Here is a 12,774-nt window from a genome sequence, read left to right on the forward strand (position 1 = left end):
CTCCCGTCATGAGAACAGCCCCCCGAGCACGCTCTTGCCGATGCCGGTAATCGCGCCGAGCAGGTTGCCGGACGCCGCGGTCTGCGCCTGCGCCTGCTGGTTCGAATTCTGCACGTAGGCGTTCGTGGCGTTCTGGATCGCAGACTGCTCCTGGTTGCCCAAATTCATCAGGTTGGAGCCGACCTGATTGTAGGCGCCATAGGTGCCCGTGCCGTTGCCGACGTTGAGCGCCGACTGCCCCGTGCCGAGGTTGGCGTCCGCGCCCCCGAGTGACGTGCCGAGGCCGATGTTGTTGGCGTTCAGCGCCGAGCCGAGGCCGGTGTAGAGGCTGTTCAGGGCGCCGGCCTGACCGGCGTATGCGTTGGCCTGCGCGTTCGCGAGACCAGTGCTGTTGGCATTCAGCGCGTTGCCCAGGCTCTGGCTGCTGCTTGCGAGCTGGTTGCCGAGCCCAGTCGAGATGCCAGCGAGCTGATTACCTTGCGTCGTGCCGAGATTGCCGAGGGCGGTGCCGTAATTCTGGCTGGCGTTCGCCTGCTGGCCCGCCAGCGACGCCTGACCCGAAAGCGCGGTGTTGTAGAGACCGGCCGTGTTCTGGAGGTTCGAGACGTAGGTTTGGTAGCCCTGCTGAGCCAAGCCGTTCGCGGTATTCAGAATATCGGCGGTCGCGTTGCCGCCCGCCAGGCCACCGCGCGCCGCTGCACTTCGCTGGACTGCGCCAAGGCTCTGATCCATGGCATACTGATAGCCGGGAGCCGCCGTGAAGTCCTGAGCGGCCTGCGCAGAGCCAGCGGCACCGTTCGCGCCCGTCGCATTCAGGTAGCGCTGGAGCCCGGCCTGCGTGGATCCGGCCATCGCCGAATAGGCATTGCTGACCGGCTGGAAGTAGCCCTGTGTCTGGGCGTACTGGTTGCCGAGGTCGGTCCGAGCCTGTCCGTAATTCGACGTGATGTCGTCGCGGGCCTGCCCATAGTTGGAACTGAGCTGACCCTGAGCCTGCCCATAGTAGTTGGTCAGGTCGTCTCGGCCCTGCCCGTAGCCGGAGCCGAGGGCGCCCAGCGCGGCGGTGTAGCCCGCGTTGATCGCGTCCTGCGCTTGGCCAGCGTACTGTGACAGCGCATCCTGGCCTGAGGAGTAGCCGGCGTTCAGGTCGATGCGCTGGTTGCCGTAGCCGGTGCCTAGGCTCGACTGGCCGCCCGTGTAGCCGGCCTGAAGCGCAGGCAGGCCGGACCCGATCAGATAGTTGTTGGCTGACGTATAGTTGTCACCGAGCGCCGTCGAGATCTGGTTCAGGCCAGTCCCAATGGTCTGCATATTGTTCTTGTAGGCGGTGGTTGCTGCCCCGCCCGTCAAGCTGTCAAATATGCCCATGATCTATCCTAGCTCAGGGCCGCAAACAACTTCTTCTGCCACTCGTACACGGCAGTTAGATAGTCGGCGATTACTTTGGGGTCGCCCTGCGCGGCGGCCGGCGGCGGCTTGGGTGGGGGACCAATGAAAGAGGGAAGCGCCATCAGCTACCCTTTCGCGTGACGATGCTTGGCAATGCGGCCGACCGCAGCGAGAACATCACCGGATCCGAGACCGTGACGCCGATCTGAACGCCATCGCGGCCCGAGCGACCGAGATCGCCGACGCGAACCGGGACACCGTAGAGGCCGGGGCCGCCGATCTTGCGCTGGAGGGCCTGCGCCCAGGATCCGCCGCCGTTCACAGTCCAGTTGATCAGGCAGGAGGCATCTGGAGCGGTCGGCAGCCCCTGCCCCGTCGTGATGTCGAGGGTCAGGCCGCCGAGCCGCATGCGGTCCGGGAAGTTGCGCAACGGCGCGCTCTCAATGCGAGCCACGACCGGAGCGCCGTTCTCGGTCCGCGCATCGGGGTTCAAGGCGAGCACGGAGCCGTCCACGATGTCGCCCAGCATCCACTTGCCAAAGGCGCGGACGCTCGTCTCAGCCCGCCAGCGGCTCAGCCCCTGCGACGCGCGCTCGTGCCACTGCTGCGAGGTGACGTTGTATTCCCAGGTGAAGCCGGGGCCGGACAACGACCAGATGGCCTGCCCGCCGTGGGTGTAGACCGAGGCACGCAGCACGGACGGCCCAGCGGCAGCCGCGATGGCGCGTTCAACGGGACGGGTGGAAATCGGCTGCGGCGTGTAGCCGTTCATCAGCCGGACCGTGCCGTCCGAGGCCACGAAGATCTGGGAGCCCGACCAGCCCGACTCCCACCCAGCGATGCACCAGCGGCCGTAGAGACCGATCGGGATCACTTGCGCGCGGCTGTATGGGAACGGGCTGAGCGCTTGATCGGAGTAGACCTCGATCGTGCTGTCGCCGAAGCACCAGATCTGATCGGCAGCCGCCGTGACGCGCCGCCATGTGCCGGACGCGCTCTGGCACTTCGTGTAGCCCTGATCGTTGAAATCCAGGGTGTTTGAGGTCTGCGAGTTCGTGTTCGTGCCGGTCGCTCGCAGCGTGCCGTCATCGTACAGGAAGAAGAAATAGCCATCCTGAAACGCGACGCTGTTCGGCGCGCCGATCTGCGTCTTACCGGAGCTGTTGGCCGGATAGGGCAGGATCCCGCCGATCGTCACGATGAAGACGCCACTCTCGGTGACGGCCACGACATGCGGCCCACCGGTCGCAATCGCCTGCGGATCGTTGGCGGGGGCGAAGTAGTTGTCGCGAGCCATCGTCACGGGCTGCAAACCGGGCAGAACGCCTATCGGAGACTGCAAATATCCGGCGTTCAGAGCGAAGAGGCTGTTCAGCCGCGCCAGCAGCAACGCATCGCCGACCAACAAGCCACCGCGGGGCGCACCGACGCCCAACGCCGCCACACGGTCGGCTCCAGGCGTTGGCCCCCAGCGGCTGTCGGCCCCATCCTGAAAGACCATGCTGTTGATCAGCCGGCCGTTCCCTTCGCCGGCAATAGCCCCAGGCGAGGATGAGGTCGGGAACACGAGCGAGGCCATTAGAAGTAATCGGCTCGCGTGTAGGTGTGTGAGGCGTTGAGCGCTCGATAGCGCCGCAGCCGCTGCACCGCTCCTTGAGCCTGAGCCGCCAGGAGCGTGACTTCATCGCTACCAGCGCCGAAATCAGGAGCAACACGCGCAGCGACGATTGAAACCAGCGGGTCAAACGCGGCGCCGGGGATCTCGGCACACCCGCCGAAATCGTAGATCCGATCCGCAGTCAGTTCGTCCAGGATGCCATCGACCGAGTGGAGGACACGCGCACGCGCCTCCGGCTCAGCCGATTGGCCGAAGCCGACCTCGCCGAGCCGCACGAGAACGCGGTCGACGAGGTCATCTTGTGTGTAGACGGCCACCGATCAGCCCTTGTTGGCGACACGGCCGGCGCGACGGGCTTCCTTCGGATCCTCGACCGTGTTGGCGTTGTCCACCAGATCGGTCTCCGACAGGACCTCGGTCGGCTTGATGCCGTCCGCGGTCATGGCGGACTCGGCCGCGTGCTTCATGCCGCTGCCCGGCGGGTAGGCCGGCATGACGGACGAGTCGATGCCCGACGACGGGCCGGGGCTGATGCCGGAGCCGCTGACCAGCCGCTCGGCCGCCTTCTTGTCGCCCGTGAACCACGGGTTCTTGGACAGGCGCTCGTGGACCTCGTCCGACACTTCGACAGCCTTGCCGGCCACGAAGCTGTAGGCGCCGACGCGCGTGGTCTGCGGGTCGAAGTCCGTCTGAGGGCGATAGGTGATTTTGGGCATCCGTGCCTCCTCAGAGCGCGTGCGGGTAGAATTCGACGATGATGTCGGCGAGACCCGCCGTCGCACCGCCGCCGACGAAAGCGAGCACCTGAGTGTCCGCCGTGACGTTGCCGGAGCCCACGCCGGTCTGGCCGGGCTTGTACCCAGCAGTGCCGGGCGCGATGCCGGCGGACGTGGCGAACGCGGCCGGGACCGCAGTCGTGCCGACGCTGAGCGTGGGCGTGCCGCCGGAGAACGCGGTCTCGATGGAAACCGACATCGCCTTGACGTGCGAGCCGGCCGGAATGACGCCGATTTCCACGCCGGCCGCAGCGTTGTCGCTAAACGCGACGCGGCGACGGATGCAGTGGATGACCTGGCTTTCGAGCTTGCGGGGAGGTGTGGCCACAGAGGCCTCCTATCAAACGGAGATGGGAGACCGGGCGCCGGGATCAGCGCCCGGCGGGGATCAGTTCGCGCTCTGCGTGGCGAAGAACGAGGTGACGGTGCCCCAGTCGGCGTTAGTGCCGGCGGCGACGCCCGTGCTGGACGCGTAGTTGCGCTGCTTCACGACCTTGCCCATGCCGTAGCAGATCTCGATGCCGCGGCCCTTCAGGAAGCCGTAGTCGTCATCCGAACGGGTGGTGGGGGCAGGAAGCTGACCGACCGCATAGCCGACCGCGCAGCGACCGACCGTGACCGCGCCGTAGACATCGGTGCCGCCCGTGCCCTGGCCGGCGAACCGGAACAACGGACCCATCTCCGGGATCTCGCGGAACAGCATCCCCTTGTACATGAGGTCGCCGTCCTGGAAGAGCGGGTTCTTGTCCATGCCGCTGCCCTCGCGAGCGCGCGCCATGGTGTTGGCCTGGATCATCGCCGGGTCGTTCGACAGGTCGTTGAACAGCGGCGACGGCAGGAACGTCACGAAATACTCGCGGCCGCCATCCACCCGAATGGGCTTGATGTGCGGGTCGGCAGCCTTCGCGATCCGCTTGACGCGGTTGAAAGCGGCCACGGTGGCGAGGTCGTTCGTGCTGTCCACGTTGGCGAGCGAGGCGGCAAAGTTGCCGGCGACCAGCGTCGACTGACCGTTGCCGAACTGGACGCGGTCCGCATTGCCGGTGAGCCACGCGTTGAGCTGCGTGGCGTTGGCAGAGGCAAACGGGATGCCCTGCACGTTGCCGATGAGCGACGGCGTGGTGCCGGCGACGTTGATCGACGCGAACGCCTTGATCACGTCATCGCGCAGCTTGGTCGCAGCCCACTCGGTCAGGAGCGGACGGACGACTTCGAGCTGATCGGCGGCGGACTTGCGCATCTCCTTCTTGTTCAGAAGGATCGCGTGGCGTGCCCAGTCGATAGTGAGCTTGTACCCGTACTGGTCCAGCGCCTCTTCATTGCCGACGAGGGTGTTGGCGCCCACCTGACCCTGACCGCTCAGACGGCCGAGGATCGGGATGGTGATCTGCTCGCCCTCGTCCTTGAGGTCGTTGATGCGGACGATGGGGGCAGTCGGGTCGTTGCCCATGTAGTCGGCGAACAGGTTGTCGCGCTGGTACTCCTGCCAGAACGACTTCCGGAACTTGAGGATTTCGGTTGAGGATGGGGTGGTCGTGAGGGCCATAATGTGCCTCCGTCACCGGGCCGCGCGCGGCAGTCCCAGTGGCGCTATCGGCGCTGCCCGACTTTCGGGGGCGCCAGATTGAAGATGTCAGCCTCGGACATCGGACCAGACGGCGCCTGACCGGACGTGCCGGCAGCCGCGTTGACCGAGGGGAGGCCTGTGAAGACGGGCGCGGGGCGGCCGGCGGCGGGGACGGCGGTCCCGGCGGCCTGCTGTGCCTGCCCAGAGATCTGTGCGAACACGCGTTCGCGATACGCGGCATCCTCGCGGAGGCGGCGGTCGGTTTCGCTGTCAAACCACTTGTCGGGGTCGCCCCCGGTGGTCGTCAGAGCCTTTTCACGGCGGTGCCATTCGACGGCGGCCGCGAACGGGTTGTCGCTGGACTGGATCTTCTGATGGTCAAGCGGGTGGATCGCTTTACGGGCGGCGGCGGTGTTGAACGCCTCCTCCGCTTCACGAGCCTCGTCGGCCCCGTAGTGCTGAGCCGCGGTCATTCGCTGGAGCCCCTGCAACGTACGGGCGACCTGCTGCTCGCGCTGCTGCATCTGCTGCGCGAACGGGCTGAACTGCTGCTCAAAGACCTGTCGGGCCTGGAACTCAGCGAACGCCTGCGGATCCACGAACGGATCCGGCGCTTCCGGCGCCTGCTGCGGGGCCTGAGGCTGCGGCTGCCCCCGTCCCTGCATCTGGCCGAACAGCTCGCGCATCTGGCGCATCGCACCCTGCATCTCTGCAAGCTGACGATCCCGCTCAGCGACGCTGCGCTCAAACTCCTGCCGCCGTCTCCGCTCGTCCTTCAGGTCATCCAGCATCGTCCGCCGGGGCGGATCCTGCGGGTTGGCCTGCTGGCCTTCCGGCTGCGGCTGCGCGCCCTCATGCTCGCTCGGCAATTGGCCGAGGTTGGGCGTGGGTCGCTCCTGCTCAGCCCTGACGGTATCGCCGGGGTTGGGCTCGGGCTGGTTCGACTCTTCAATGCTGCCGGGGCCGGCAGACTCAAAGATATCGCGTTCCGACAGATCAGCGATCATGGATAGCCTCTACGTTTGGCTGGACGAGACGCCCTGTTGCGGCCGGGGCGACGCCGAAAACCCACGCGATAACCCGCGCGCGGGAACGGGAACTGGTCAGACGGCTAGGCGCTCAAGCGCTCAATCTGCCGGTGAAACTGTCGCTCGGTGACGGCCGCACGGATGCGGTTACTGTCGAGCCCGTAGCGCTGCATGGCCTCCCAGACAGGCGGGACGCCGAATTCGTGGATCAGCAGCCGGATCGGCCTAGGCAACGTGTCGAGCGCCGCCATGGCTTTCGCCGCGGCAACGGCATACTCGGCAAGTTCCTCATCGGTACGAGGCTGCCGCTTGGTCATCAGAGGCTGGGCGGACCCTGCAACGGCACGCGCGGCACAAGCGGCGCGCGCTGCGGCATCGGCATCGGCTGGCCGAGGCCCGGAACGACAGGCGCCTGACCCAGCGCGTGCATGTGCTCGCGGGCGGTCTCGGCGCCGATCTGATTGGTCTTGGCCTGCTTGTGCGCGATGTCGGTGATCGTGGCCGCCGTGTTGACGGCGTGCTGCTGATCAAGGATCGATGCCGACTGAGCGCGAGCCCCGGCAGCCTGAGCATCGGCATGCAGCTTCTCGGTTCGCGCCCGCGTCTCATCGACCTTAGCGGCAGCGCCCTGGAGCTGGATCTGCGCCACAGTCTGTTGAAGCTGTTGCGCCTGCGGATCAGGCTGCTGCTGACCCGCGTTCTTGATCACCGACTTCACGGACGGCGGCAGGTCGGACAGCTCAAGGAACGCCGCCTGCGCCTGCGGAGGCGTGAAGAGCTGCTGCTGGATCATCTCCCGCAGCGTGCCCATCACGTCTTCGCGCTGCGTGACCACGTCCGGCCCCTCGTCCATGACGATGTCGAGGTCCAGTTCACCGATCGCGTTGGCGATGCGCGGCCCGGTTGGCGTCATCACCAGCTTGTTCACATCAATGAACTGCGCGCCGTTGGGATCGGACACGCGGATGGAGCGCTCCAAGGTCCAGAGCTGTTGCACGTCACGCCAGATGTCCCGGTACAGGCTCAGCTTCCACTGCTTGAAGCGCCCGAAATAGGGGCCGAGCTGCGCGATGCCGGCCTGCTGCTGCAAGGCTACGGCACGGCCCGATGCCGACGCTGCGGTTTGCCCGAGTAGCGACGGGTTCGGCCCGAAATTGTCGATCTCGGCCTTGGCTTCGGCCAGCAGCGCCTGCTGCCCCTGCATCTGCTGGGACTGATCGCGGATCTCAAAGGGCTTCACGCCTTGCCCGTTCGGATTGTACTCAATCACGCTGTCCGGGCGGGCGAGATCGTCACGGAGCTTGTCGGGATCATCGACCCCGCCGCGCTCCACGAACGCCTGATTGACGCTCATCATCCAGAGCAGCTTGGAGCGGCGGTGGTTGATCTCGTCCTGCTGCCACTTCATGTTCCGGTAGAAGCCGTACCGGTCGCCATCCTGATCGATGCCAGCCGATCCCATGTTGTAGCGGGATCGGGTCTTGCCGCGGTCGTCCAGCCACGGCGAGGGGCCTTCCTTCAGGATCTGACTGCCGGTGAAGATGGCGAAGCGCCAAGCGCCGCGCTGCTTGTACCAGCACTCGATCAGCTTCACGCGCTCCAGGCGACTGTCGAACCAGTTCTTTTCGGCGTCCTGCTGCGCGACAGTGTCCGTGCCGCCGAAGTTGTCCAGCGAGTCGCGAAGCTCGGCTTCCTTTTCTGGCAGCATGTCGATCGCAACGTCCAGATCGACCCACTTGTAGACGCCGAAAAACTGACAATCCGAGAAGTCGGGCGACATCGAACGCGGATCATACCACCATGTGTTCGGGGCAACGCGCCGCACGATGGTGTTCGGCTGGCCGTCGCTGTCCATCTCGACATCGCGCTCGGTCCCGCCGATGCCCTCAAGAGCGAGATCGTGGCTGACCTCCTGCTGAAGCGCTTCCCAACGGTTGCTGTCCAGCACCTCGCGAACGGCCGCGGTGCCAATCTCGGCACCCTCGGCGTAAGCCTGCGTGCGCGGGCTCGCCTTCGGGTCCTGGCGCAGCCGGACGACGACACCGACGATGCCGTCGATCTTCAGCGAGAAACGGTTGATGACGACCGGCGGCTGGCGGCGCAGTTCGAGCTTGTGAAGCTCCTCCTGCGTCCACTGGCTGGCGTGGTAGTAGAGGCGTGCGTCACGGGCCTCCAGCATCTCCTTTTCTTTGGCGTCCTGATAGGCGCTGAACCACTTTTTCAGCTTGGTCAGCGGCACGCCGGGCTCGGCGTCAGTCGCCGGCAGCGGGGCCACGGGCGCAATCGCCCCGGCCTCCATGCCATAAGCGTTCGGCGCAGCCATCTGAGGCGCCATCGCGGGCGCAGGCCCGCTCATGGGGCCAGGAGACATGCCGAAGGCCATGCTATTGGGTAGGCTCGCGTGCGATGACCATGACGGAAGCGTTGGAGGCCGGCGCAGCGAAAGGGCTGATGATGAGGCCCACAAGCGTGGCCAGCGTGCCGGGCAGCGTGGTTGAGGTGGACTGCCAACACTTGCCGGACGCGCCAGAGCCAGAACGTGCCGCGACGTTACACAGGATGGGAAGCGCCCCGGAATTGACAGGCAGCGGATTGACGACAGGCGACGAAGACACAAACGGGCGCGCCCAAGTCACTGACCAAGTGCCGCTGCTATCGGTCGTCACGTTGGCAGCCTGCACGACGGTCGGGCGCGTCGCGTCGCGCGGCACGTAGCAGCCAGCAGACCCGGGCGTACCAAGCAGCGTATCGGCCCCTGGGACCGCGTCGCACGGTATCGGCGTCGGCAGCACGAGCCCGGCGTAGTCTGCCCCGGCAGCGGGGGCGGCGAGCACGAAAAAGGCTGCGAGTGCGACGGCGCGCATCGTCAGTACTCGGTCGCGTAGAAAGCCTGCCCCGTGGTCGCGCCGACGATGTTCACGGCGCCCGTCGAGACATGCTGTGCCGAGGTCTCATAGTAAGCGCCCGCGGCAATCTTGAGCGACAGATTGTTGGTTGTCGCGGTCGCACCGATCTTGATATAGAGGTCCCCGGTCGACTGGTTCTGCACCGTGAAGCCTCGACGGGCGGGGTTAGTCGCCATGAGCTGCTGAGACGTGCCGCCCACCGCGATAGTGTTGCCGCGATAGACAGCCGTGCCCTGAACCGTCGTGTCGACACAGTGCGAGCCGACTGGGTTCGCAAAATCGGGAGCGCCAGGGCCCAAAACGGGAGCGGCAGACCCGCAGCCTGAGATAACTCGCTGCGTCTGAGCCTGGGCAGCGCCGGAGACCCCGGCGGCGAGCGCCAGGGCGAGGAGGAGGATGCGGAGCATGGGTGGTCCTAGTCTGGACGGAACTTGCCGGCCGCAGCGTTGTCGATGTTCTTGCGCAGGAACCGCAGGGCCGCCTTCGTGACGGCCCGGGTCACTTCCGGCTGAAGCTCTATGGAGCGCGGCACGCCATCCACGATAACACCGCTGACCTTGGCGGATGGAAACGTCAGTTCAGCGGCCATCTCGTCCAGCAGATCAAGCACCATGCGTGCAGTGTCTGCGGCTTTAGCGGAATGTGGTTGATCGCTCATCGGTAGAGGCTACACCCCCTGCTCGATCCGCTCCAGCGCGGCCTTATTCTCGTCGGCGTTGCGGAGGTGCTTGAGGATGGTCACGTTGAGCGCAGACCGATACATCTCAGCCATCTGCTCGCGCTCAGCATCCGGGAAGCCTTTGGCGTCGTAGGAGGCGCCCATATCCTCAGCCGAGATCATCAGGTTCTCAATCGCCGCCGCGATGTCGGCCGGGACAGTCTCGTGCGCCATGGTCAGGCCTCGTCGAAGGTGCGCACGAGCGCGGCGTCAGCGTGCCGAAGCTCCTGGAGCCTGCGAACCGCGTCGCCGAGATCTTGCACCGCCTGCTGACATACGACAGCGCCGTGCTTGCGATGCTGAGCGCGCAGAACCTGCTTGGCGAACGTCGCGGCCTGCACGAGGTTGTCGATCTCCGCGTCGATCGCGGTCATCACGTCCTCCACGACGAGCCGCCGGACGAGCGGGTGGACTTGTAGCCTGACGCGACCGCCTGCGTCGGAGGCTTCGGAGCGCTCGGTGCGTGGATCGTGTCCAGCAACTGCCCGATGAGCCCGAGCGCATCCACTTGGTCGTCGTGAACGCCGGCCGGGAAGCGCAGAAGCTCGCCCTCAAGCTCGGACCGCCACGGTACGTTCGCCGGCACATACAGCCCCAGCATCGACATGCGCCCGCGGATCGACTGCGCCCGCACCGCCTTGTCACCTCGCGTCGGGAACTGCTTGCGGTGCACGTAGGCGCGGCGCTCAGTGAGCCGCTTGGTCAGGAACGGCCCGACGCCCGCGCGGATCTGGCCAGTTTCCTCGGCCCATTCCAGCGGCTTCCATTTCAGGACCAGATCGGCCAGGGCTTCGACCCACTCCGCGCTATCGGCCTGCGACCGCCACAGGTCCAGCAGGTACAGCCGCTTGTCGCTGTCGATGCCGACGACGACGTGAACCGTGTAGTCGCCGCCGCCGGACGTGACGGCATAATCCGAGGCGCCGTAGACCCGCAGGCTGTCTCGGGCCGGGATCTGCTCTACCGGGTGCAGCCACTCGCGCCGGAAGAAGTCGCCCGTGTCCGGTGTTGGCTCCTGCTGATAGAGCGCCGACCATGTGCGCTGATCGCTCTCGGCCTTCCGGTCCCGCAGGAACTGGCCGTAGTTGTAGCCGTTCGGGTCGTCCCACAGGAACTCGCCGAGCGGGCGACCGAGCGGATCGTCCAGCAGCGCTTCCGCCCGGATCTTCAGCCGCCGATAGGGCTTCCGGATCGCATCGAGCTGCTGAATGACCCGTCCGGCCAAATCGTCTTCGTGCCAGCGCTGATGCATGATCACGCGCTTGGCGCCGGGCTTCAGGCGGGACGAGAAGTCGTTGACGTACCATTCCCAGCGAGCGTCACGGATGCGCTTGCTCTCCGCGTCCTCTCGCGATCCAAATGGATCATCAATGATGCCCAGATCGGCACGAAATCCCATGATGCCGACGCCGACGCCGACAGCGTAGTACTCGCCGCCTTGACTGGTTCCCCAACGGTAGGCTGCGGTGCTGTCGGCGCTGAGCTGGATGCCAAGGGTCCGCGCCTCGCTGGCGATCAGGTTACGGGTTCGCCGGCCCCAGCGCTCGGCCAACTCGGACGAGTGCGAGGCGCTGAGCACGTTGGCTTCCGGCCGTTGAGCGAAGAACCACGCCGGGAACAGCCAGTTGACATAGGTGCTCTTGGCCGAGCCCGGCGGCATTTCGACGAGGAGCACGTCGCTCTCGCCGTGGGTCAGCGCCTCTAGCTCGTCGATGAGCAGGGTGTGGTGCGGTGCGGGGTTGAACCCCTGCAATCGCGCGAAGTCAGTGAGCCGTTTTCGGGCCAGACGACGGGAGCGCTCGGCCTCCAGGCTGTGCAGAAGCGCCGTCCGCTGTTCGAACGACGTCAATGAGGCGACCAAGTTCGTCATCGGACAGCTCGGCGAGCGGGGCGCTCTCGATCCTCACATCCTTCGGCAGCAGGCTCGCGATCGTTCGGACGTACTGCGCCGGCTCTTCCTCGCGCATGCGCTGGATTGCCTCGACGCCGTGCTGTTGGAAGTCGGCGTGCAGGGCTTCCGCAAAGGCTTCGGAGAGCTTGTTGCGGGCACCTTTCGGGCGGCCGGGATTGCCTGCTTCGAACGGGCGACCGACTACCCTCTTTCCGTGCGTATCCATTGCGTAACTTCGCGCTCAGGTCCGCTCATGGCGCGGGCTGGAGGGAACGGGCATCAGTTCAGTCTCCAACGCGTCGGCCGACGACACAGGCACCGAGCGGCCCTCCGCCAGGAACCCATATACGACCGGGCGCACACTGCGCTACCGAGCCCATGGCGTAGCAAAGCGCGAAAATCGCGGCCATCAGCGGCCAAACCCACCAGCCTTCCACGGAGACCTCTAGAAGCTTCGACGCGGGCGGCCGGCCTATCGCCAACCCTTGGATACAGCGGCTGCCCTAACGGCAACCCAAGACCCGCGTCGAACTGTGAACCCGAGCGCTAAGCGCTATGGGACGGAATTTAGGGTGCAACAATTACGCGGCCTCGGCCGACCCGTATGCGGGCTTCCAAGGCTATCCGAGAGGGGCCAGACTGCGCGAAGCTGTCGCCGCGAACTCGAACCGTGCGTTGGGCGGTGATTATGGGGCCGCCGAATTGAATGTCAAGCTATTAAGCAGCCTCTACCTGAGTTTCGTCCAGCTCCACAATGGTTCTGCGCCCGAAGATGTCCACCGACACCCTCAATCGGCCCGTCCGATCATCGATAGCCTCAACGTTGCCGTTGAAAGACGCCAATGCGCCATCCTTGACACGAACTACGCCGCCAATCTCGT

16 protein-coding genes are annotated in these 12,774 nt (G+C 65.8%); all 16 read right to left on the reverse strand.

Annotated elements, in window-relative coordinates; translation table 11 throughout:
* Positions 1 to 6: 6 nt before the first annotated feature.
* Complete coding sequence (locus tag MKK88_RS05795; protein ID WP_243997774.1) at positions 7 to 1,368, reverse strand: hypothetical protein; 1,362 nt, start codon at positions 1,366 to 1,368, stop codon at positions 7 to 9.
* 142 nt (positions 1,369 to 1,510) lie between these two features.
* Positions 1,511 to 2,686 carry a hypothetical protein gene (locus MKK88_RS05800; RefSeq protein WP_243997775.1) on the reverse strand — a complete coding sequence of 392 codons (1,176 nt, stop codon included), beginning with the start codon at positions 2,684 to 2,686 and terminating at the stop codon, positions 1,511 to 1,513.
* Between the two features lie 281 nt (positions 2,687 to 2,967).
* On the reverse strand, positions 2,968 to 3,324 hold the full coding sequence (locus MKK88_RS05805; protein WP_243997777.1) for a hypothetical protein: 357 nt from the start codon (positions 3,322 to 3,324) through the stop codon (positions 2,968 to 2,970).
* A gap of 3 nt (positions 3,325 to 3,327) precedes the next feature.
* Positions 3,328 to 3,723, reverse strand: a complete 396-nt coding sequence (locus MKK88_RS05810) for a hypothetical protein (protein ID WP_243997778.1) — start codon at positions 3,721 to 3,723, stop codon at positions 3,328 to 3,330.
* A gap of 10 nt (positions 3,724 to 3,733) precedes the next feature.
* The gene (locus MKK88_RS05815) at positions 3,734 to 4,111 is read right to left on the reverse strand and encodes a hypothetical protein (RefSeq protein WP_243997780.1); all 378 of its coding nucleotides are present in this window, start codon (positions 4,109 to 4,111) and stop codon (positions 3,734 to 3,736) included.
* Positions 4,112 to 4,171: 60 nt separating this feature from the next.
* Positions 4,172 to 5,329: a DUF4043 family protein gene (locus MKK88_RS05820; RefSeq protein ID WP_243997782.1), complete on the reverse strand. Its 1,158-nt coding sequence runs from the start codon at positions 5,327 to 5,329 to the stop codon at positions 4,172 to 4,174.
* A 44-nt stretch (positions 5,330 to 5,373) separates the two neighbouring features.
* Positions 5,374 to 6,357, reverse strand: coding sequence for a hypothetical protein (locus MKK88_RS05825; RefSeq protein ID WP_243997784.1), 984 nt, complete (start codon positions 6,355 to 6,357; stop codon positions 5,374 to 5,376).
* 104 nt (positions 6,358 to 6,461) lie between these two features.
* Positions 6,462 to 6,695, reverse strand: a complete 234-nt coding sequence (locus tag MKK88_RS05830) for a hypothetical protein (RefSeq protein WP_243997786.1) — start codon at positions 6,693 to 6,695, stop codon at positions 6,462 to 6,464.
* Positions 6,695 to 8,701, reverse strand: a complete 2,007-nt coding sequence (locus MKK88_RS05835; RefSeq protein ID WP_243997788.1) for a hypothetical protein — start codon at positions 8,699 to 8,701, stop codon at positions 6,695 to 6,697. Before MKK88_RS05835 ends, MKK88_RS05830 begins: the two co-directional genes overlap by 1 nt.
* A gap of 61 nt (positions 8,702 to 8,762) precedes the next feature.
* On the reverse strand, positions 8,763 to 9,242 hold the full coding sequence (locus MKK88_RS05840; protein ID WP_243997790.1) for a hypothetical protein: 480 nt from the start codon (positions 9,240 to 9,242) through the stop codon (positions 8,763 to 8,765).
* A 2-nt stretch (positions 9,243 to 9,244) separates the two neighbouring features.
* Positions 9,245 to 9,691, reverse strand: coding sequence for a hypothetical protein (locus MKK88_RS05845; protein WP_243997792.1), 447 nt, complete (start codon positions 9,689 to 9,691; stop codon positions 9,245 to 9,247).
* 8 nt (positions 9,692 to 9,699) lie between these two features.
* Complete coding sequence (locus MKK88_RS05850; RefSeq protein ID WP_243997794.1) at positions 9,700 to 9,897, reverse strand: hypothetical protein; 198 nt, start codon at positions 9,895 to 9,897, stop codon at positions 9,700 to 9,702.
* A gap of 54 nt (positions 9,898 to 9,951) precedes the next feature.
* Positions 9,952 to 10,176 carry a hypothetical protein gene (locus tag MKK88_RS05855; protein WP_243997796.1) on the reverse strand — a complete coding sequence of 75 codons (225 nt, stop codon included), beginning with the start codon at positions 10,174 to 10,176 and terminating at the stop codon, positions 9,952 to 9,954.
* Between the two features lie 2 nt (positions 10,177 to 10,178).
* Positions 10,179 to 10,376 carry a hypothetical protein gene (locus MKK88_RS05860; protein WP_243997798.1) on the reverse strand — a complete coding sequence of 66 codons (198 nt, stop codon included), beginning with the start codon at positions 10,374 to 10,376 and terminating at the stop codon, positions 10,179 to 10,181.
* Positions 10,376 to 11,755, reverse strand: a complete 1,380-nt coding sequence (terL, locus tag MKK88_RS05865) for a phage terminase large subunit (RefSeq protein ID WP_243997800.1) — start codon at positions 11,753 to 11,755, stop codon at positions 10,376 to 10,378. Before terL ends, MKK88_RS05860 begins: the two co-directional genes overlap by 1 nt.
* Positions 11,756 to 11,765: 10 nt before the next feature.
* Positions 11,766 to 12,119: a hypothetical protein gene (locus tag MKK88_RS05870; protein WP_243997802.1), complete on the reverse strand. Its 354-nt coding sequence runs from the start codon at positions 12,117 to 12,119 to the stop codon at positions 11,766 to 11,768.
* Between the last annotated feature and the right edge of the window lie 655 nt (positions 12,120 to 12,774).

Origin of the sequence: Methylobacterium sp. E-005, from assembly GCF_022829725.1 — a bacterium.
Classification (GTDB): domain Bacteria; phylum Pseudomonadota; class Alphaproteobacteria; order Rhizobiales; family Beijerinckiaceae; genus Methylobacterium.

Coding starts and splice junctions, on each gene's coding strand:
- MKK88_RS05835 (WP_243997788.1), bottom strand. CDS start 8,701: ATGGCTGCGCCGAACGCTTATGGCATGGAGGCCGGGGCGATTGCGCCC.
- MKK88_RS05825 (WP_243997784.1), bottom strand. CDS start 6,357: ATGATCGCTGATCTGTCGGAACGCGATATCTTTGAGTCTGCCGGCCCC.
- MKK88_RS05870 (WP_243997802.1), bottom strand. CDS start 12,119: ATGGATACGCACGGAAAGAGGGTAGTCGGTCGCCCGTTCGAAGCAGGC.
- MKK88_RS05855 (WP_243997796.1), bottom strand. CDS start 10,176: ATGGCGCACGAGACTGTCCCGGCCGACATCGCGGCGGCGATTGAGAAC.
- MKK88_RS05860 (WP_243997798.1), bottom strand. CDS start 10,376: ATGACCGCGATCGACGCGGAGATCGACAACCTCGTGCAGGCCGCGACG.
- MKK88_RS05800 (WP_243997775.1), bottom strand. CDS start 2,686: ATGGCTCGCGACAACTACTTCGCCCCCGCCAACGATCCGCAGGCGATT.
- MKK88_RS05830 (WP_243997786.1), bottom strand. CDS start 6,695: ATGACCAAGCGGCAGCCTCGTACCGATGAGGAACTTGCCGAGTATGCC.
- MKK88_RS05810 (WP_243997778.1), bottom strand. CDS start 3,723: ATGCCCAAAATCACCTATCGCCCTCAGACGGACTTCGACCCGCAGACC.
- MKK88_RS05850 (WP_243997794.1), bottom strand. CDS start 9,897: ATGGTGCTTGATCTGCTGGACGAGATGGCCGCTGAACTGACGTTTCCA.
- MKK88_RS05840 (WP_243997790.1), bottom strand. CDS start 9,242: ATGCGCGCCGTCGCACTCGCAGCCTTTTTCGTGCTCGCCGCCCCCGCT.
- MKK88_RS05845 (WP_243997792.1), bottom strand. CDS start 9,691: ATGCTCCGCATCCTCCTCCTCGCCCTGGCGCTCGCCGCCGGGGTCTCC.
- MKK88_RS05795 (WP_243997774.1), bottom strand. CDS start 1,368: ATGGGCATATTTGACAGCTTGACGGGCGGGGCAGCAACCACCGCCTAC.
- MKK88_RS05820 (WP_243997782.1), bottom strand. CDS start 5,329: ATGGCCCTCACGACCACCCCATCCTCAACCGAAATCCTCAAGTTCCGG.